This window comes from Streptomyces sp. NBC_00440 (assembly GCF_036014215.1).
In the GTDB taxonomy this organism is placed as follows: domain Bacteria; phylum Actinomycetota; class Actinomycetes; order Streptomycetales; family Streptomycetaceae; genus Streptomyces.
In genome coordinates, this window is sequence record NZ_CP107921.1 from 7346005 (window position 1) to 7366764 (window position 20760).

Here is a 20760-nt window from a genome sequence, read left to right on the forward strand (position 1 = left end):
ACGGCTGGTCGAGCGGGCCCTTCCACATCGCAGCCGCAGACGCCGGCCGTGAACGGTCAGGCCACCTTCGGGGCCGCCCGCACCCCGTAGTGCACGTACGGCTCGCCGGTGGGCAGCGTGTAGAACGTGACCGGGGTCCAGGTCCGTGATTCCGGCGCGAGGAACGCGAACAGGCTGTCGGAGACCGGTACCAGGTCGTACTCCTGCGTCGGATCCGGCGCGAGTTCGGCCAGGGGACCGGTGAGGGTCTGGCGCAGGCGCAGCCCTTCCCCGGTCAGCAGAACCTCGGCGCGCACCCCGGCCCGCTCGTACACACCGGCGTGCCGCCGCGCGTCCACGGCGGGAGGTTCGGCGGCCGGCTCGAGTGGACGCGACATGGCCACCCCGGCCAGCTCCGAGAAGATCTCCCGGTACAGCTCCTCGTACAGGTCGCGTGGACTGCCGCCGTTGGTGAGCAGCACCACCGCGAGTCCTTGCTCGGGGAGCAGCCTCAGGAACGCCGCCTGGCCGATCGTGCTGCCGTCGTGGCCGATGACCTGGTGCCCGTCCCAGTCGAAACGTATCCAGCCCAGGCCCCAGGAGTCGCCGATGCTGTGCGGATCGGGCAGGTTCGTCTGCCTGTCGGCCATCGCGTCCACCGACGCCCGCGCGAGCAGGCGCTCGCCGTTGGGTGCCAGCCCGCCGGTCAGGTGCAGCCGGGCGAACGCCAGGACGTCCGCGGTCGCCGCGCCGACCAGACCGGCGGGACCGACCGAGCGCGGCAGCCCCCAGACCGGCGCGGACGTCGGCTCGCCGCCGCCGGGCGAGACATGGCCGACCGCCGCGCGGAACAGCAGCGCTTCCTCCGGCAGCGTGATCGTGTGGCTCAGGCCGAGCGGGGTGAACAGCCGCTCGCGCATCGCGAGGTCCCAGGTCTTGCCGGTCAGCTTCTCGATGACCCGGCCGGCGAGGACGAATCCCGAGTTGCAGTAGGAGAAGGTCGCCGCGAGCGGGTGGTTCTGTCCGACGCCCGCGAGCTGGTCGACGTAGCGCTCCAGGCAGTCGTCGCCACGGCCGGTGTCGGTGAACACGTCGCCGTCGATGCCGCTGGTGTGGGTCAGCAGATGGCGCATGGTCACCTGCCTCGACACGTCCGGATCGGCCAGTCGCAGCTCGGGCAGGACGTCCGCGATCGGCGCGTCGAGGTGGAGCAGCCCCTCGTCGACCAGTTGCATCACGACGGTCGTCGTCCACACCTTGGTGATCGAGCCGATCTGGAACAGCGAGTCGTCGGTGACGTCGACGCCGGTGTTCTTGCTCAGGACGCCGTGGCTCGCCTGCACCAGATCGTCGGCGCCGTCGCCGCCGATGCGCAGGATGCCGAGCGCCGCTCCGGGTACCCGATGTGCGCAAGCCAGTTCGCTCAGCCGCCGCTGCCAGTGCGCGGCGTCGATCGGCACCCGCGCCGCGCTTCCCTTGGGCCTTGCATGCCGCTCCACCCAGTCGACGACGCGTCGGTTGAAGTCGGCCCGGTGCGACGGCCTGCCGGCGAGGATGAACAGGTGCGAGCTGCCGGGGTACAGCACCAGCCGGGCCGGAACGCCCCGCTCACGCAGCGCGGTGAACCACTGTTCCGCCTGCCCCACGGGACAGCGCACGTCATCGGCACCTTGGACGATGAGCGTCGGTACCTGGACCTGGTCGACGTGGGTGAGCGGCGACTGCTGCGGGTACGCCTGTTCCTCGGCCCACGGGGTGCCGCCCAGTTCGCGCACGCCCATGTGGTGGCCTGCGTCCGAGGTGCCGGCCATGCTGGTCAGATCGCTGACCACCCCGCCCGCGACCGCAGCCGCGAACCGGTTGTCGCGGCTCGTCAGGTAGCAGGTCATGAAGCCGCCGTAGCTGTAACCGGACACGGCAAGCCGGTCGGCGTCGGCGACACCCTCGGCGACGAGGTGGTCCAGTGGTTCGAGGAAGTCCGGCGCGTCCGCCTGCCCCCACGCGCCGAGCGCCGCGGTGAGGAACTTCTCGCCGTAGCCGTCGCTGCCGCGTGGGTTGAGCATCAGCACCGCCCAGCCGCGCGCGGCCAGCACCTGGTGGTAGAGGTGGGTGGCGTCGGCTGTGCCGTTCCATGCGTTGTGCGGGCCGCCGTGGATGTCCAGCAGCAGAGGCGAAGGGCCGGTACGGGCCGGGTCACGGACCAGCCAGCCATGGACCACGGTGCCGTCGGAGATCGTGAACTCCCGCTCCTCACGGGCGAACAGCTCCACGTCGGCGACGCTCTCGCCATGGTGTGTGCGCGCCTCGACCGTCCCGTCGGCGGGGTCGACCGTCGCGATCTCGCCGAACGAGGACGGCGTGGCGAGGAGGATCGCCACGGTGTCGCCCGCGACGGCCAGGTCGCCGACGGTGTTCCCCGCGCCCCCGACGACTGGTCGCGGCGCGCCGCCGTCGAGACCGACCGAGTAGAGGTGGGTGCAGCCGCGCTCCCGCACGCAGAACAGCACGCGGCCGTCCGCTGTCGGGCACGGCGCCGCGCCGGGATAGCCGGGGCCGCCCGGCATCACGTTCCGGTCGAGGGCAGCCGTCAGGTCGATGGTGTCGCCGCCGTCCAGCGGCACCAGCAGTAGTTTGGTGTTCCCGATCTCGGTGTCCCCCCGCCCGACGACCAGCAGCGCCCGACCGTCAGGGGTCCAGGTGACCGTGGCTGCCGTGCCGTCGCCGGAGCCCGTCGCCTGCGGTTCGGCGGCGCGCCCGCTCAGGTCGAGGACGTAGGCGGCGGACCGCAGCGTGAGGTCGGCGTCGGGCTCGCGGGCGCCGGGGAACGCCAGCCGGGTGCCATCGGGGGACCAGGCGGGATCGCCCGCGTTCCAGTCCCCCGATGTGACCTGCCGGATCTCCCGAGTGCCTACGTCGAGGACGTGCACGTGCCTGCGCAGGGTCCGTACCAGACCTGTGCCGTCGGCCTTGAAGTCCAGCCGGTCCGTCACGACCGGGGCATTCGCCCGGCGTGCGCGTGCGGTTGCGTCCTCGCCGCCCGGCGCGGCGAGGTCGACCGGCACCGCGAAGGCGACCTTGTTGCCGTCCGGGCTCCAGACCGGCGCGCCGGCGCCCAGCGGGAGTTCTGTCACCTGCTCGGCCTCGCCCCCGGCGGCGGGCAGGAACCACAGTTGCGGGGCCGAGTCCCGGGCACGCAGGAACGCGATACGCGTGCCGTCGGGCGACCATGTCGGTGCTGTGTCGGTCGTGCCCCGGGTGAGCTGCCGTGCCTCGCCGCCCGCGGCGGCGACCTGCCAGAGCGCCCGCACGTCCCGGTCGCCGTCACGGTCGGCGGCGCGCAGCACGTACACGATCCGGTTTCCGTCCGGCGAAACACTCGGCTGCTCGGGGACTGTCAACTCGTACAGATCATCAATGCCAAGGCGTCGGGTCATCGCAGGAGGCCTCCTCGTGGGATTGCGGGCTGTTCGCTGACGCTCGGGGAGAAGTGGCAGGCCGCTCGGTGCCGGCGGGTCACCGCGGCGTCGGCCGGGTCGGAGCTGAGGCAGACGGTGCGCTCGGTGTGCGTGAGCGGGCCGATCGGGCAGCGGGGGTGGTAGCGGCAACCGGTGGGCGGGTGGTGCGGGTCCGGCGGGTCCGTGTCTCCGATGCCGTCGCCGTCACCGGGGTCGTCGAACAGGCCGGTGCGGGCGGACGGGGCCGCGGCGAGCAGGTCGCGCGTGTAGGGGTGTTGCGGGTCGTTGAGGACTTGCTGGGCGGGGCCCATCTCCACGATGCGGCCGAGATACATCACGGCGATCACGTCGCTGAGATAGCGCACCACGGCCAGGTTGTGCGAGATGAACAGCATCGACAGGTCCAGTCGCCGTTGCAGTGTGCGGACCAGGTTGAGCACGGCGCCCTGCACCGACACGTCGAGCGCGGACGTGATCTCGTCGGCGATCAGTACCTGCGGCTGCCCGGCCAACGCGCGGGCGAGCGCCACACGTTGCCGCTGACCGCCTGACAGGTGCTTCGGCAGCATCCCCGCCCGGTCCGGGTCGAGGTTGACCAGTTCGAGCAGTCTCGCCACCTCGGCCCGCCGGCCCGCGGCCCCGGCGTGGGCGCCGCGCGGCAGGGCCTCGGTGATCGACTCACCGATGCTCATCCGCGGGTCCAGCGAGGAGTACGGGTCCTGGAACACCATCTGCAGCGGACGCCTTCGCGGCAGGCTCTTCACATCCACGCCGCCGAGCATGACGCGGCCCGCGGCGACCGGTACAAGGCCCACCGCGGCCCGTGCCAGGGTCGACTTGCCTGATCCCGACTCCCCGACCAGCCCGACCACCTGTCCCTTGGGCACGGTCAGGCTGACCTGGTCCACTGCGGTCAGGCCTCCGCGCCGGGCGCCGTAGCGCACGCTCACCTCGTCAAACACCAGCGCGCTCATTCGACACCTCCGTAGGCGGCTTCCCGGCCGGACTCCCGCGCGACGGCGCCGTTCGGATGCCAGCAGGCGACCCGGTGTGCCCGGTCGACCCGCTCCAGGACCGGGTCCTCGCTCCGGCACCGGTCCGTCGCCACCGGGCAGCGGGCGGCGAACGCGCACCCCTCGGGCACCTGGTCCGGCTCGGGCGGGCGGCCGGGGACCACGGCCAGCGGCTCGTCGCGGTCGGTGTCCAGTTCCAGCGTCGCGGCCAGCAACGCCCGGGTGTAGGGATGTCTCGGTACAGACATGAGGTCGGCGGTGGGGAGGTCCTCGACGACGCGGCCCGCGTACATGACGAGCATCCGGTCACAGGTCTGCGCGACGACCGCGATGTCGTGGCTGATCAGGAGGATGGCCGCGTTCTCGGTCTCCCTCGTCCGCGCGAGGAGGCGCAGCACCTGGCGCTGCACGGTGACGTCCAGCGCCGTCGTCGGCTCGTCGGCGATGATCAGTTTCGGCTCGCCCATCAGCCCCATGCCGATCATCGCGCGCTGCCGCATCCCGCCGGAGAACTGGTGCGGGTACTGCCGGGCACGTCGTTCCGCGGCGGGAATGCGCACCTCGCGCAACCGGTCCACGGCTCTGGCGAAGGCTTCGCGCCTGTTGAGGCCGTGGTGCTGCTCCGATGCCTCAGCCAGCTGGCGGCCGATCCGCCGGGTCGGGTTGAACGAGCTCGTCGGATCCTGGAAGACCATCGCCAGCGACGTGCCGAGCAACTTGCGCAACTCCCGCTCCGGGGTCGTCAGGAGCGGAGTCCCCGCGAACTCAAGCCGGTCCGCGGTCACGACACCCGGCGTCTCGATCAGCCGCGAAACCGCCAGTCCGGTCAGGCTCTTGCCCGATCCGGATTCCCCGACCACACCGATCGCCTCACCGTCGCGCACGGTGAAACTCACGCCGCGCACCGGGACCGTCCACCCGTCCGCACGCGGGAACGCCACGTGCAGGTTCTCCACCAACAGCACCGGCTTCGCCGGGGGTTCCTCGGCCGCGGCGGGACGGGCGGGCGGCGCCGGCCGGGCGGGGATCCGGGCGGTCGGGGTGCGCACGCCGACCACCGCGGCGACGGTCTCCCCCACCAGGTTGAACGCGAGACCGGCGAGCACCACTGCCGCACCGGGAGCGAGCGCGGCCGCCGGATTCACGTAGATCCCGTCCAGTCCCTCGCCCAGGAGCCGCCCCCAGTCGTATCGGGGTGCCTGGACGCCGATGCCGAGGAAGGAGAGCGAGGCGAACGCGAGCAGTGCGCCGCCCGCGCTGATGGTGGCGTTCACTATCAACGGTTCGCCGATGTTGGGCAGGACGTGCCGGACGAGCAACCGGAGCCGGCCGACGCCCGCGATGCGCGCCGCCGATACGTAGTCCCGCCCTGCCACCGACGCGGCGAGGGTCTGCGCCAGCCTGGCGAAGCCCGGCGCCGTCGCGAACGCGATCGCAAGGACCGCGCCTCGGGTGCCCACGCCGAAGATGACCGCGAAGAACAACGCAAGAAGCAGCCCCGGGAACGCCACCGCGATGTCCACGGCGGAGGTGATCAGCCTGCCGGCCCGGCGCGGCAGCACCGACGGCAAGGTACCCAGCAGGAGACCGACCGTGACGCCGACCGCCTTGGCGATCACCGCGAGTTCGACCGAGAACCGGGTGGCCACGAGCGTGCGGTAGAAGATGTCGCGGCCGAGCGAGTCGGTGCCCAACAGGTGTGCCCCGGAGGGGCCTTGGCTGATCGCGTTCGTGTCGACCGCGGCCGCCTGCTCGCCCCACAGCACCGGTCCCAGGATGGCGAGTGCGGCCAACGCGACCAACAGCGCCAGTGAGCACGCCCCCATCGGGGTGCGCGCGGCCGCCGACCAGGCCGAGCCGCGCCTTCTCCACTGCGATGTCGACGTCATCAGCTCTCCTGGATGGTCGAGCGCGGGTCGAGCAGCGCCAGCAGCACGTCGACCGCCAGGTTCACCAGCAGCACCCCGATGCCGTAGACGAGCACGATGCCCTGCACCGTCGGATAGTCCTTCGCCAGAATCGACTGCACGATCGTCGAGCCGAGCCCGGGCCAGGCGAAGACGTTCTCCACCAGCACCGTCCCGGCGACCATCGCGGTGAGCATCAGCCCGCCCAACGTCAGCGTGGCGGTCAGCGCGCTCGGCAGGGCGTGCCGGACGTACACGAGCCGGGCGGGCAGCCGCTTCGCCCGGGCGGTGCGGACGAAGTCGTCGCCGAGCACAGACAGCATCTCCACCCGTACGATCCGCGCCAGCACCGCCGTCGCCCCGGTCGCCAGTGCCGTCACCGGCAGCACGAACGTGCTCGCGCCGCCGCTCCCGGCGACCGGGAACCAGCCAAGGCGCACGGCGAAGAACGCGACGAGGCCGACGGCGACGAGGAACTCAGGGACGGCGGCCAGGAACACGCTCACCGAGGTGAATCCCAGCTCGACGCCCCGCCGTCTGCCGCCCCTGGTCAACACCGCGAACAGCACGCCGAGCGGAATCGCCAGGGCGACCACCACCACGAACGCCGGCACGGCCAGCGCGAGCGTCGCGGGCAGACGGTCGCCGATCACCTGCGCCACCGGCAGGTTGCTCGTCATCGACGTACCGAAGTCGCCGGTGAACAGGTTGCCGAGGTAGTGGCCGTACTGCACCCACAACGGGTCGTCCAGGCCGAGTGCTTGGCGCCGGGCCTCGACCAGCTCGGTGGGTGCGGTCATTCCCAGCGCCGCCCGGACCGGGTCGCCCGGGACCAGGTGGATCATCAGGAATGCCGTGGTCAGCAGCACCCACAGCGCGACGAGGAATCGCCGCAGCCTGCGCCGTGCGAACGGCAGCCACGGGCCGCCCCGGATTCCGGCACGCGAGGCGGCCGGCACCGCAGCGGTGGCCATCAGCCGTACATCCGTATCGACGACGGCGTGATGGAGCCCGCGCTGACCTCGAACCGCGCTCCGGTGCCGAAGAACGGGATGACCGAGTGGACGTAGGGGACGACGTCGACGCGCTTGATCAGCGACGTCTCGGCCGCGAGCCACGCGCGGCAGCTGTCGTCGCCGACCAGCGCCGACGCCCGGCGCACCTGAGAGTCGTACCCGGCGTTCCGGATGTGCGCGAAGTTGGTGCCCTGCGGCGGCGTCCTGCCCGACATGAACTGCACTGCCTGGCTGGGCAGTTCGAAGCCGAAGGGAGCCATCGAGACATCCCACGCTCCGGTGGTGAACAGCGCCTGGTTGAGCCCGGAGCTGTCGACGCCCTTCAGCTTGACGTCGACTCCGATGCTCTTCCAGGTCTGCTGCGCCAGCTCGGCGGTGGGCGCCATGGTCGGCCCGAGTTGCGTCGCGTAGATCATGGTGAGGGCGAGCCGCTTGCCGTCCTTGACGCGCACGCCACTCGGGCCCACGCGCCAGCCCGCCGCGTCGAGCGCAGTTCTGGCCGCGGCGAGGTCGTGCGCGGGAAGGTTGCCCTTCAGGGTGTCGCCCGTACAGGCCCGGGGTTCGGCCGTGACCATGCCTGTGGCCGGTCTGCCGGTGCCGCTGGTGAGCACCTTGCCGAGCTGCGTCAGGTCGAGTGCCTGGACCAGGGCGCGGCGGACACGTTCGTCCCGGCCGGCGCGGCCGGGAGCCTCGTTGAAGAACAACTCTCCCATCGGAGCGAGGTAGTCGGCGTGGAAAAGCTTCTGCGCGGAGAGCCGCTTCTTGTCCGGCCCGACCGTGGCCGCGGCGTTGAGGCCGCCGGAGAGCAGCAGGTTCGCCGAGGTGGTGGCGTTCGGGACCACCCGCACGACCACCTTGTCGGGCAGCCCCGGCTGGTTGGTCTTCCACGCGCCCGGCCCCCACGTGTAGTCCTTGCGCCGGGTGAGCGTGTAGTGGTCGTTGGGTACGGCCTCGGTGACGGTGAACATGCCGGTGCCCGCGCCGCCCTTGGCCAGCAGCGAACGGTCCCGCAGGCCCGCGGCGCACACCATCGGCAGCCGGCCCGCGTTGCGCAGCAGGAACGCGTCCGGCGCTCCGCTGGTGAGCGTAACGGTGCGGCTCGCGTTGTCGGCGGTCGCCTTCGTTCCGGGCGCGATGGTCACCCCCGCGAACGGGGACTTGTTCGCCGGGTCGCCCACGAAGTTGATGTTCGCCGCGACGTCCGCGGCGGTCAGCGGCGAGCCGTCGGCGCAGGTGATGCCGCGCCGCAGGCTGAACGTGGCTTTCGTCGTCGTGGCGTGCCACTTGTCCGCCAGTCCCGTCACGGGCTTTCCGGCGGCGTCGACGTTGAGCAGCGAGTCGTAGAGGTAGCGATCGGTCTGGATGGCGACCGAGAGGACCGTCATCTGCGGGTCGAGGCTTCCGGGGTCGGACGCGATCGCCTGCGTGAAGGTCCTGCCGTCCGCCAGTTTCTGGTGTGCGGTCCGCCCTGGTGTGGACTGCGAGACTCCTCCGCACGCGCTGACCGTCAGCGCCAGCGCGCCGAGCAGCACGACCCGGCGCCTCACGACGTCTCTCCGTGGCGGAGATGGTCCACGGCGAGCCGGGCGGCCCTGCCGATCGAGGTATCGACAGCGGGCCGGCGGTCCTCCAGGGAGTCCGCGCGGGTGAACACCGCGACGGCGTACTGCCTGCCGTCCGGGTAGGTCAGCACACCTGCTTCGTTGCGGATCGCGGGAAGCGTGCCCGTCTTGGCCGCCACCTGGACCCCGGTGTCGAGGCCGGACGAGATCCTGTGCGGCCAGATCTGCCGTCCCATGATCGCGCGGACCTTCTCGCAGGCCCCGGGATCGGCCGCGCGGTCGGTCCAGATCGCGTCGAGCAGCCGGGTGATCTCCCGCGGGGTGGACGACGTCGTCCTGGCCGGGTCCAGCACCGCCAGCTTCCACAGCTGTTCCGGGGCGGCCGCGGCGAGCGCGGCCTCCGCGTCGTCGCCTTCGCCGGCACCGAGGTCGGACAGCAACGACGCGAAGAGGTCCTCGCAGCAGCCGCGGATGCGCGTTCGGGACAGCCCGAGGTCGGTGAGCACGCGGTCCACGGCGTCCTGTCCGACCCGGTGGAACACGACGTCGGTGGCCGCGTTGTCGCTCATGGTCAGCATGAACAGCGCCAGGTCGCGCCAGCTCATCTCCACGTCGTCGACGCACCCGGCCGTGCCGATCCCGCCGACGCGGTAGCGCGCGGTGACCCGGGTCCGTTCGGTCTCGTCCAGCTGTCCGGCGGCCACCTCGCGGGCGTAGGCGACCGCGACCGGGATCTTGAAGACCGACGCCAGGACCACCGGGGCGTCCGCGCCTACGGCGACCTCGGGGCCGTCGGTCACCCCGATCTCACGGGCGTGCAGGAATCCTTGCGCTCCCGCCTCGGCGAAGACCGCGGCGATCTCGTCGGCGATGGCGTTCACCGGCTCACCCGCCGATCGGCCCGGCCGGTGTGCAGGAACCGCGCTCGCCCGGTCCCGTCGTCCCCGACGAACGCGTGCACCATGTGCATGCCGCGCTGCGGCTTCACGGGGATCAGCCTGTCGCCGTCGTACGCGACCAGTTCGATCCTTTCCGGCGGACCGCCGTCGAGTTCGGCGAACACTCCCTTCGGGGTCCGCTCGGCCCACAGCCTGCCGTCGGCGTCCTCGCTGACGACGGTGTCGCCGACGGACGACGCGTACGTGCCCACGTACCTCGCTGTCTCGACACGGGGGGCGTCGGCGTCCGGCACCGGGAGCGCCGGCATCTCTGTTCCGGCCAGCTCGCGCAGCACGCGTCCGACGAGTTCGACGTACAGCGGGAGCGGGTTGCCGCCGTTGGTCAGCAACGCCACCGCGATGTCGTGTTCGGGAGCCACCCGTAGGAAGGCCGACTGGCCGAGTGTGCCTCCGTCGTGGCCGACCACCGTGCCGCCGGGCCAGTCGAAGAGCGACCAGCCCAGTCCCCAGGCGTCGCCCAGCAGACCGAGATCCGGCAGTTCCACCTCGCGGCGCCGCATGGCGAGCGCGCTCTCCGGAGTGAGCACCGCCGTCCCGTCGGGCCCCCTGCCCCCGTCGAGATGCATCCGGGCGAACGTCAGAAGGTCCCGCGGCCGCATCGCCAGCATCGATCCGGCGGGCGCGTTCGACCGGGGCAGCGCCCAGACCTGCGCGGGCTGCGGCTCGGCGTCGGGGTCGGGAGTGAGGTGCCCTGACGCGGCGCGGAACCTGACGGCCTCGTACGGGCTGGGGGCGACGTGGGTCAGCCCCAGCGGCGTGCACAGGTGGTCGCGCAGGCAGTCGTCGTACGACTTCTCGCGCAGCACCTCGACGATGCGACCGAGTACGCAGAAGGCGGCGTTGTTGTACGAGAACATCTCGCCCGGCGCGAACAGCTGGGGCACGTCGGCGAGGAGGGTGACGAGCCTGTGCACCGCGTCGTCCCCGCGACCGGTGTCGAGGAAGACGTCGCCCTCGAACCCCGAGGTGTGGCACATCAGTTGGCGTACGGTGATCTTCGCGGAGGCCGTCTCGTCACCGACGGCGAATTCGGGCAGGTACGCCCGGACCGGGGCGTCGATGTCGAGCGCGCCCTCGTCGACGAGCTGCATCGCCAGCGTGGTCGTCCAGACCTTGGTGATCGACCCGATCTGGAAGACGGAGTCCGCGGTGGCCTCGACGCCGGTGTGCTTGTTCAGCACCCCGGCCGCACGGTCGATCATCTCTCCGTGCGCGTATACGGCGATCGACGCGGCCGGCACCTTGTGTTCGGCCAGCAACTCGGGAAGGCGACTTTCCAACCAGCCACGGAGTTCATTGAGTTCGGACATGTGCACCTCTTGTCTCGGCGAGGGAGAACGGGCGATTCCGGGAGGGTATGACCTGTGCGCTGATGGCCGATTCGTGAGAAACGACGAGAATTGCCGAAACCTTCATCGCGACCGACGAAACGCCCGGCCGCCGCTATGGGTTACCGCCTGAGCCAGTCCACCGCCCGCGCGGCGGCGAAACCGATGAAGGCGTCACGCTCGGGAACTCTCGAACGGGCGTCGACGGCCCTGGTGAAGACGCCGACCGCGTACCGGCCACCGTCCGGGTACTCCACCACGCCGATCTCGTTGCGCAGCGAGGGCAGCGTGCCGGTCTTGCCGCTGATCCTGACGTCGTCGTCCGCGAAGCCGGAGCGCAGCCGGTGCGGCCACACCTGCAGTTCCAGCCAGCGCCGGACGTCGGCGCACGCCGTCGCGGGTGCCGCTTCGTCACGCCAGATCAGGCCCAGCAGGCGGGTGCTCTCCGCGGCGGTGGTCCGGCAGGTCTCTTCGGGTGTCAACGCGCGCAGCTTGGCCAGTTGTTCGGCCGGCATCGCGGCCAGAATCCGTTCGTCGTCCTGGTAGTCGATCCCGAGGTCCTCGCCGATCGTGCGCAACAGGTCCCCGCAGTCGTGGGGGACGGCCGTGTGCGGGAGGTCGAGCCGGCGCAGAGTCCCGGCGACCGCGGCCTTTCCCACCTTCCCGAGGATCAGGTCCGTGGCGACGTTGTCGCTGATGCCAATCATCAGGACGGCGAGGTCGTACCAGGACATCGTGACGTCGTGGCGGAACGTCGCGAGGCCGTACGGACTGGCGGTCGGATGTCCCGGTGGCACCGTGATCCGCTCGGCGAGGTCGAGTTCACCGTCGGCCGCCTGCCGGGCAAGTTCCACTGCTACGGGAACCTTGAACACGGACGCGGTGACCACCGGCTCGTCGGCGTCGATGCCCACGTGTCGCGAGCTGTCCAGATCGGCCGCGTGCAGCCATACCTGGACGCCGGCTTCCGCCGCCCGCCCGGTGATTGTCTCGACCAGTTCCGATTCGGTGACCATGGGGTCCCTTCTCTCTGTCGGGGTGGATTTCTGTCCGGACGGGATCTGTTTCCCGGTACACCGGTCGACTACTTGGTGCCGGTCGGCTCCTTGGTGCCGGCAGACTCCTTGGTTCCGGCCGGCGGGAAGTTGAATTGTTCGGCTCGCTGCGGGACCCAGAACGCGATCACCGCGGTGAGCAGCGTGGTGCAGATCAGGAATCCGAACGCGGCGGTGTAGGAGAACGCGTCCGCCAGCCAGCCCATCGCCAGCGGCGCGATCACGCCGGCGACCTGGCCGCCGAAGTTCGTCATTCCGGAGCCGAGGCCGGCCACCGCCGTGGGAAGCACCCGCAGCGGAAGGCCGAAGACGCACATCGTCGCCATCCCGAACACTCCGACGGCCAAGGTCTCGTAGAGAGTGAACGTCGCCGCGCTGCCCGCCGACACCATCAGAACGAGCAGGACCGCGGTCACCGTCGCGATGGACACCAGGTACCACCTGGCCTTGTCATGGAAGTACCGGTCGAACAGCCAGCCGCCGAAGATGGTCGTCGCGAAGCCCACCAGACTCGGGATCGCCGACAGCACCCCGGTCTCGTTCAGCGACAGGTGTCTGGCCTCTAGCAGATAGCTGGGCACCCAGGTGACCAGGCCGTAGCTGAGCATGTTCATCGCGCAGTACAGCACCGCGAACTTCCACACCGCCGGGGACCTGAGTACTTGTGCGCGCGAGACTGCGGGCGTCGTCGCCGTCGTCTGCGGAAGCCGGCTCAGCCGGTCCGGCAGTGCCTTGGGCAGAAGCGCCCACAACCCGATGCCGATGGCCGCGCCGCAACCCGCCATCCAGAGGAAGGTGTGCCGCCAGCCGATGCCCGTCAGCAGCGGGGCGACGAGCAGGGGCGCGAGGCCGGCGATCCCGCTGGCGGACAGCATCACGCTCGTGGCGGTCCCCCGTCTCGCCGGTGTCGTCCGTTCCGCTATGGCTTTGAACGACGCTGCCGGGAAAGCGCCCTGACAGGCACCGAACAGACCGCGGAACAGCAGGAGCAGACCGAATGTGCCGGCCATCCCGGTCAGCGCGGTGAACAGCGACCACAGCACGAGCGTGATCAGCATGGGTCCGCGGGAGCCGTACCGATCGGCCAGGAAACCGGCGGGTATCTGGCAGATCATGTAGACCAGCGCGAAGACGGTGACGAGCGAGCCCTGTGCCGTCCTGCCGAGTTGGAACTCCTCTCCGATCGACGGCAGAGCCATGCTGATCGAGAAACGGTCGATGTAGTCGACCGACCAGGCGCACAGCATGACCACCATCGTGATCGTTGCCGTCCGGTTGACCCGCTTCGGCGTCCAGGTGTCCTCGGTGATCACCGCCGTCATGGCTACCTCCGTACCGTAGCGTCGGGGTTGATGGCCCATCCTGGACATCAGGTGACGCAGCGGGTTCGTGGAGTTCCACAAACCTTCAGGTGGTGTTCGGGCGGTGCGGACGAACGTCGTCCTGGTGCGGCCTCCGGCTTCTACTCGTGGTGGCGAGCAGGGTGGAGCCGGAGTTGCAGCATCGCCGCGAACCGCTCGCCGGGGTCGTCCAGATTGATCTCACCGACCTCCGCGACCCGTCGCAGCCGGTACCGGAAGGTGTTGGGGTGCACGTACGCCGCGGCGGAAGCGGCGGCGACGTCGCCGAAGGCGTCCAGCCAGCACGAGAGCGTGTGGACGAGCTGCGACTGGTGCCGGGCGTCGTAGTCGAGCAGGCGGGCGACGGGCCCGGTCGCCACGTCCCCGCGCGCGGCGGCCAGATCGGCGAGGTCCAGCATGAGTGCGTCGACGTGGACCTCCTCCGCCGTGGCCACGCGCCGGGCGCCCCCGTTGGCGAGCAGCACCCGCAGCGCGCGGTCCGCGCCGTCACGCGAGCGGCTGAGCACGGAGCCGTCGGGAGCGGGCGGCCCGATGCCGATCGCCGCGTCCACGCGCTGCCCGGTGCGCTCAAGGAAGGTCGACGCGACGCGGACCGACCGCTCCCGGCAGTCCGTCTGGCTCCCCGGCATCGGCACGATGCCGTAGGCCACGTCGCCCACCAGCGCCACGGCCGAGCGCGCCTGGACCGCGCTCAGATGCATGGCCAGCGCATCGGCGACGCGCTGGCGGTCCGCGACCCGGCGCAGACCGTCCTCCGTCGACGGATCGGCTTCCGATCCGCCGAACAGCCCCAGGGCGAGCACGATCGCGGGCTGTCCCACGAGCCCGAGCCGCGCAATCGCCTCCGGTGCCCCGGTGCCGCCTTCCAGCGCGGTGCTCACCAGATCGGCGCGCAGCCTGCGTTCGACATCGGCGCCCGCGCGCAGGCGCAACATGTGGAGCGCGACGAGCTTTCCGGCGTCGATCAGCGCCTGTGTCCGCTCCTTGGACAGGGGCCCGGGCACCGCGGCCCAGATCGAGCCGAGGATCTCGTCGCCGGCCCGCACAGCGAGCGCCACCCGGGGAACGGTCATCGACTCGTCGTGGAGCGGATCGACGTACACGGGCGCATGGCCGCGATGAAGTCGCTCGAAGACGCCGTTGCGCGCCAGGCCCAGGGTGAACCGTTCCGGCACCTGGCGCCCCAGGATCGTCTCCACGCGGGACTGGTCCGCCTCGTCCTGGCGGCCGGAGAAGGCGAGCACGCGTGAGCTGCGGTCCTCGATGGTGACCGGCGCGTCCAGGAGCGCGGCCACGGCGTTGGCCAGCGCGAACAGGTCGCCCGACGGCATGCCGCCCAGCGTCTGCGGTGAGATGTCGCCGATGTCTCCCTCGACGAGCAGGGTGCGGAGCATGGCGGCGACCTGCGCCCAGGAGGCTCCCCGGGTGAGTCCGAGCAGGGCGACGCCGGACTCGTCGGCGGCCCGCCGGATCTCCTCGGTCGCGGTGAACGGTGACCGGACGACGAGCGCTGCCGCGCCCTTGCTGCCGAGGTCGTACAGGAGGCGGACCACGTCGTCCGGTTCGTGGACGCCCACACCCAGGACGACTGCCCGCGCCGGGAACTGCGCCTCGTCGAGCGGGTCGTGGATGACTACGCCGCTCAGTTGCCGGCGCGTGCTCCCGCCGCCGGCGATCGACTCCAGCAGCACGTCCCCGAGGTCGTCGAGGACGCGCGCCAGGCTTGTGTGTGGCTTGCCAGACGTCGGTGTCAGCACCGCCCAAAGGTAACTCCGGGCGCACCGGAACCTGCTGGTCCGATCCGACCGGATTTAACGGCGAATTCGTCGCGTGCTACGAACCGAGCCACACCTTCGAGGTCGTGACCTCCGCCAGCAGGTCGGGAATCGGCGTGACACCGAGGCCCGGCCCCTGGGGCACCGGCAGGTGTCCGTCCTTCAAGACGAACGGTTCGGTGATGTCGGTCCGGTAGAACCGGTCCGACGCCGAGGTGTCTCCGGGCAGGGTGAACCCGGGCAGCGAGGCGAGCGCGACGTTGGCCGCCCGGCCGAGCCCGGTCTCGATCATGCCACCGCACCACACGGGGATCCCATGGGCGGCGCAGACATCGTGCACCCGCCGCGCCTCAAGGTACCCGCCGACCCGGCCGGGCTTGATGTTCACGATGCGGCAGGCGCCGAGCGTGATCGCGTCGGCAGCGGAGCGGGCGGACACGATCGACTCGTCGAGGCATACCGGCGTGCGGATGCGACGGGACAGCTCGGCGTGGCCCAGGAGGTCCTCCTCGTCCAGGGGCTGCTCGATGAGGAGGAGCTCGAAGGGATCCAGACGGGCGAGCTGGGACACGTCGGACAGGGTGTACGCCGTGTTGGCGTCGACCTGCAGCAGCACGTCGTCGCCGAAACGCTCCCTCACCGCTCGCACCGGCTCGACGTCCCAACCGGGTTCGATCTTCAGCTTGATCCGCACATAGCCGGCGTCGAGATAGCCGCCCACCACATCAAGGAGTTGGGGGACGGAGTCCATGATGCCGACCGAGACCCCGCAAGGAACGGAGTCCCGTGCGGACCCGAGCGCGGCGGCGAAGGACAGGTCGTGTGCTCGCAGTTCGGCGTCGAGCACGGCCATTTCGAGCGCGGCCTTCGCCATCCGGTGACCCTTGAACCTGGCCAGAAGGGGCGCGACCCGGCTCGCGGTGCCCTCGCCCGCCTCCAGCAGGGCCGGGACCAGGAAGTTCCGCAGCACGTGTTCGGCACCGTCGACGTATTCCGAGGAGTAGAGCGGCCCTCCCATGGTGACGCACTCGCCCCAGCCCTCGCCGTTCGGCGTCACGACGCGTACGAGCAGCAGTTCCCGTACGTCCTGCGTACCGAATGACGTCCGGAACGGTGCCACCAACGGCATCTGAACACGCAGAAGTTCCACACCACTGGGCTTCATGACGGCTTCTCCCTTGAGACCACGTACCATCCGGCACGATCGAATCCGACGACCCTGGCTTCCTCCGCCATCAGGCCTCCCAACACCTCCCGCAGCGCGACGCGCCACGCCTGGCCCCGGCCCGGGTCCGTGCGCCGGAGTGTCTCGATGTCCGGCGGCACACCGACCAGGACGACCGGCCCGTCGGCCACTGCGGTCAGCGGGCCCCCGTCAGGTGCGACGGACAGGGCGGCTTCCGCACCGTGCTCCCGCAGCGCGGCGGCATCGACCCGGGCGGGCTCACCGAGCGAGGCGGCGGAGGCCACCGGGCCTGACAGGTCCCAACGGACCATCAGCCGGTCGGTGTCACCGGCGCCGTTGATGCCGTCGCGCATCGGCCCGTAGAAGTCGGGCAGGTAGCGCGCCGGACCGGCGCCGAGCTTGGCCAGGTTGAAATGCGCGTTCCGCCGGACCAGGGGATCGAACGTCCAGGTGATCAGCGAGACGTGCTGGCGCAACGCCCAGGCGCGCTGGTGCAGTTTGAGGGCGAACCCGATCCCCCGGCCGAGGCCTCGCGGCGCGACCCCGGCGATGTGACTGTGCAGGCTCGCCTTGGCCGGGCTACCGAAGAAGCCGAGACAGGCTCCCAGGAGCTCCTCTCCTTCATACGCGCCCGCGACATAGTTCCCGGCCGCGGCCATCGCCCGCAGCAGCTCGGTCGTCACCGGTTGGGCACCGGCGCCCGGCTGCCAGATCGAGGCGAAGAGCCGGCAGACCTCGGTCAGGTCGGACACCTCGGTCAGGTCCCGGATTTCCACACGTGAGGCGGCGGCCGCAGCGGTCGCGGCGGCCAGCGCGGCTGCACTCACAGCCGGGGAAACCAGAGCTGACCCATGTGTCGCAAGATCGGTCACGGGACTGTCCTTTCCGGGCTTGCCTGGCGGGCCACGGTGGTGCCGCGCCAGGGTTGTCCGCCGCGTTCGTCGTGGCGCACGGAGCTCATTTCGCCGACACGGCGTCGATCAGGGCCGTCAGCAGGGCGGTGCGCCGCGGCAGTTCGGCGACGACGACATGTTCGTCGTCGGCGTGCGCACCGCCGCCCACGGCACCGAGGCCGTCGAGGGTGGGGACCCCAAGGCCTGCGGTGAAGTTTCCGTCCGAGGCACCGCCGACAGCGGCGGCGGTGAGATTTCCGAGACCGAGTTCGGCAGCGAGCGTCGCGGCGAGGTCGAACAGCCCCGAGGACGCGTCCGCCTGCAGCGGCGGGCGGTTGATGCCACCCGAGATCCGGATCCGCGAGCCGTCGAGTACGGGCCTCAGGTCCCGCACGGCCTGATCGACCCGCCGCTGTTCCGCCTCGTCCCACACCCGTACGTCGACCGCCACGCCGGCACGCGCGGGAACGGTGTTGGTCGTGGTACCGGCGGACAGGGCCGTCGGCACGACGGTCGTACCCCGTTCGGCGTCGGCGAGTGCGGCGACGGCGAGGATCTGGTGCGCCACCTCCACTCCGGCGTTCACACCCTTCTCCGGTTCGAGCCCGGCGTGCGCGGCCCGGCCGTCCACGTCGATCCGGTACAGGGAGACGCCCTTGCGGCGGCACTTGAGCGCTCCGCCGTCGGCCGACGCCTCCAGCACGAAGACCGCTTCGCAGCCGCGAGCCTCATCCTCGATCAGGCGCCGCGACGACGGGGAGCCGATCTCCTCGTCGCCGGTGACGAGGACCGAAAGACCCGAGCGGTTCCCGGCGGCCGCGGCGGCGTGCAGCGCCATCACGACGCCCGCCTTCATGTCGAAGCAGCCCGGCCCGCGCAGCACTCCGTCCAGGACGGAGTACGGGTGCGTCTCCAGCGATCCGGCGGGCCACACGGTGTCGTGGTGCCCGAGCAGCAGCACACGCGGCGCCTCGCCGAAGCGCCACCTCAGATGCGTACACCCGTCGATCACCACGCGGTCCGGTTCCGCGTCCAGCAGCCTGCGCCCCAGCGCCGCCACGACGTCTGCGCTGCGGGCGACGGCTGCGTGATCGGAGGACGGCGACTCGCACCGCACCAGGGTCTCGATGTCGGCGAGGAGCGCCTCCACCGCCACCTCGGAACGCGTCGCCGTCATCGCGGCTCACCTCGCAGCGGCTGTCCGGCGAGCGCGTCGACTTGAAGCTCCCCCGCACTGACCACCGGCACACCACCGACGAACAGGTGCCGCACGCCCACGGACGGCCGCGTGGAGTCGAAGTAGGTCGCGCAATCGGTGATCGTCACCGGGTCGAGGACGACGATGTCGGCGTCCGCGCCGACGCCGAGGTGTCCCTTCCCCCGCGCGCCCGGCGCCACGTCGTCGAGGACGCGTGCCGGCAGGTGGGCACAGCGCCGGAACGCCTCCGGCCAGTCCCAGGCGCCGCTCTCCCGCACCATCACGCGCAGCGTCTTGGTGAACGTTCCCGCGGTGCGTGGGTGCGTCGTTCCCCCGGGCGGCAGCGGCCACTCGGTGCTGTCGTTGCTGCCATCGGGCCAGTAGACCGGCATCGCGTCACTGGCGACGATCGCGTCCGGGAAGGCCAGCGCCTGGTGCAGCATCGCGAGATCGCACGAGTTGCCCTCGTCGAGGAACTCCAGAATGCAGGGCGCCCCGGGGTCAGTGTTGCGCAACTGCCGCAGGCGCCCCTCGTCGGCGATGCGTTCGCCCGATTCGAGCATCACGACGCTCGACGGGGACAGGCCCTTCATCCGCAGGCGTTCGGCGTCGAGGAAGGCCGCGCCGATCGCGGTGCTGCCCGCCCCGTAGGGGTAGGCCTCGACCGTCACCCGGGATCCCGACCGCCGTGAGCCGTCCAACGCGCCGAGTACCCGGTCGATGTGGTGGCCCGACGTGCTGTTGACGTGGCAGTGGTGCATCGCGGCGCCGGTCTCGGCCGCGGCGATGACGATCTCCTCGGAGCCGTCCGCCGGAGTGCCGGGATCCACTTCGACCAGCTCACGGACGTGGGTGTACGTCGGCACACCGGCCTTCGCGGCGAGCCGGGCGACGGCGAGGAACTCGGCCGGATCACTGTGCGGCGCGTACCCGAGGAGGACTCCGATCCCGAGCGCTCCTGCGGCCAGTTCACCCTCGATCAGGGCCAGCCATTCGGCGAGTTCACGATCGGTGGAGGAGCGCTGCCATGCGGGGTTTCCCAGCACCGCGAGGCCGCTCCCGATCTGTGCGTCGGGCTGAATACCGGCGAGCACCTGGGCCCGGGCGCCGCCCCACGAGGCGGAAAAGCCGTAGTGCAGCGGGCGTCCGTCCGCGGCGGCCTCGGCGTACGCACGCCCGATGGGCATGAGGCCCGACTCCAGGTCGAGGGCCGTCGTCACACCGTCCATGGCCTGCAGCCGCTGCCCCGCGACGGAGTGCACGTGGCTGTGCAGGTCGACGAACCCCGGACCGACGACCAACCCCGTGACGTCGACGACCTCGCATCCCGGTGGCACGTCGAGCCCCGCGGCCACAGCTCTGACCACGCCGTCGGACACGAGTAGGTCGGCGATGCCGTCGAACCCTGTTCCCGGATCAATGACACGGCCGCCACGCAAAAGTGTCTGCACGCTTTCGTCTCCTCGTCGAGGACGCACTGGAGCACCTGCTGGTCTCCAGTGCGACCCTAGGAGGGGGATCAGGCACCGCTGTTGGTCCATGCCGACGAATCCGTGGCCGCCTGTTCATACGCGCCGACGAACCCGGCCCGGAGCACCGCGAATGCCCCGGGTCGCACGTGAACGGCCACTGCCGTCCGGCCGCCGCTTCCGTGGGGTGGCGGCAGAGCAGCGCACGCGTGGGCAGACCGGTGGCAGCCAGGCCGAGGAAGACCGTGTCGGCCACCAAGGCGACCGCCGCGCCGGCGGAGAATTGAGGTGCGGCACCGGTGAGGCCGCGGGCGAGGGGAATGAGCGTGGTCCAGGCGATGCCGGCGCCGAGCCGGAGACCAGTGGCGGCCACCAGGAGTGCTTCCCAGCGCATCGTGCTCGGCTCCTGCAGTCCGGTACGGGGTGGGGAAAACCCCGGTCCGAGCTCAGACGGAGGCGGTCGCGACCGCGAGGCCGAAGCCGATCAGCACGACGCCTGTGGTCCGCCCCAGAGCGCGGCGGAACCGTTCGGACGCTGCGGAGGCGGAAGCAGGAGCGGCAGTGAGGAGCATGGGGGCGCCAACCCCGGGGGACGACGCAGCAC

At 71.1% G+C, this 20760-nt stretch carries 15 protein-coding genes; all 15 read right to left on the bottom strand.

Annotated features, from left to right (window positions below):
- Window positions 1-56 precede the first annotated feature (56 nt).
- Window positions 57-3413, bottom strand: a complete 3357-nt coding sequence (locus OHB13_RS32755; RefSeq protein WP_328379504.1) for a serine hydrolase — start codon at window positions 3411-3413, stop codon at window positions 57-59.
- The gene (locus tag OHB13_RS32760; RefSeq protein WP_328379505.1) at window positions 3410-4408 is read right to left on the bottom strand and encodes an ABC transporter ATP-binding protein; all 999 of its coding nucleotides are present in this window, start codon (window positions 4406-4408) and stop codon (window positions 3410-3412) included. The genes OHB13_RS32755 and OHB13_RS32760 overlap by 4 nt, the downstream gene beginning before the upstream one ends.
- Window positions 4405-6336 (bottom strand): dipeptide/oligopeptide/nickel ABC transporter permease/ATP-binding protein, encoded by a 1932-nt coding sequence (locus OHB13_RS32765; protein ID WP_328379506.1) that lies wholly within the window; start codon window positions 6334-6336, stop codon window positions 4405-4407. The genes OHB13_RS32760 and OHB13_RS32765 overlap by 4 nt, the downstream gene beginning before the upstream one ends.
- Window positions 6336-7328, bottom strand: coding sequence for an ABC transporter permease (locus tag OHB13_RS32770; RefSeq protein WP_328379507.1), 993 nt, complete (start codon window positions 7326-7328; stop codon window positions 6336-6338). The genes OHB13_RS32765 and OHB13_RS32770 overlap by 1 nt, the downstream gene beginning before the upstream one ends.
- Window positions 7328-8917 carry an ABC transporter substrate-binding protein gene (locus OHB13_RS32775; protein WP_328379508.1) on the bottom strand — a complete coding sequence of 530 codons (1590 nt, stop codon included), beginning with the start codon at window positions 8915-8917 and terminating at the stop codon, window positions 7328-7330. Before OHB13_RS32775 ends, OHB13_RS32770 begins: the two co-directional genes overlap by 1 nt.
- Entirely contained in the window at window positions 8914-9813 is a 900-nt protein-coding gene (locus OHB13_RS32780; protein WP_328379509.1) for a serine hydrolase, read from the bottom strand. Before OHB13_RS32780 ends, OHB13_RS32775 begins: the two co-directional genes overlap by 4 nt.
- The gene (locus OHB13_RS32785; RefSeq protein WP_328379510.1) at window positions 9810-11201 is read right to left on the bottom strand and encodes a serine hydrolase domain-containing protein; all 1392 of its coding nucleotides are present in this window, start codon (window positions 11199-11201) and stop codon (window positions 9810-9812) included. The genes OHB13_RS32780 and OHB13_RS32785 overlap by 4 nt, the downstream gene beginning before the upstream one ends.
- A 140-nt stretch (window positions 11202-11341) precedes the next feature.
- Window positions 11342-12235 (bottom strand): serine hydrolase, encoded by an 894-nt coding sequence (locus tag OHB13_RS32790; protein ID WP_328379511.1) that lies wholly within the window; start codon window positions 12233-12235, stop codon window positions 11342-11344.
- Window positions 12236-12303: 68 nt separating this feature from the next.
- Complete coding sequence (locus tag OHB13_RS32795) at window positions 12304-13596, bottom strand: MFS transporter (protein WP_328379512.1); 1293 nt, start codon at window positions 13594-13596, stop codon at window positions 12304-12306.
- A 140-nt stretch (window positions 13597-13736) separates the two neighbouring features.
- A complete protein-coding gene (locus OHB13_RS32800) occupies window positions 13737-15392 on the bottom strand; it encodes a PucR family transcriptional regulator (RefSeq protein WP_328379513.1) in 1656 nt (551 codons plus the stop codon).
- Window positions 15393-15468: 76 nt separating this feature from the next.
- Entirely contained in the window at window positions 15469-16575 is a 1107-nt protein-coding gene (menC, locus tag OHB13_RS32805) for an o-succinylbenzoate synthase (RefSeq protein ID WP_266850915.1), read from the bottom strand.
- Window positions 16572-17468, bottom strand: coding sequence for a GNAT family N-acetyltransferase (locus tag OHB13_RS32810; RefSeq protein ID WP_328379514.1), 897 nt, complete (start codon window positions 17466-17468; stop codon window positions 16572-16574). Before OHB13_RS32810 ends, menC begins: the two co-directional genes overlap by 4 nt.
- A gap of 85 nt (window positions 17469-17553) precedes the next feature.
- Window positions 17554-18666: a M20 family metallopeptidase gene (locus OHB13_RS32815; protein WP_328379515.1), complete on the bottom strand. Its 1113-nt coding sequence runs from the start codon at window positions 18664-18666 to the stop codon at window positions 17554-17556.
- On the bottom strand, window positions 18663-20138 hold the full coding sequence (locus tag OHB13_RS32820; RefSeq protein ID WP_328379516.1) for an amidohydrolase family protein: 1476 nt from the start codon (window positions 20136-20138) through the stop codon (window positions 18663-18665). Before OHB13_RS32820 ends, OHB13_RS32815 begins: the two co-directional genes overlap by 4 nt.
- Window positions 20139-20602: 464 nt before the next feature.
- Window positions 20603-20728, bottom strand: coding sequence for a hypothetical protein (locus OHB13_RS32825; protein ID WP_266850908.1), 126 nt, complete (start codon window positions 20726-20728; stop codon window positions 20603-20605).
- Between the last annotated feature and the right edge of the window lie 32 nt (window positions 20729-20760).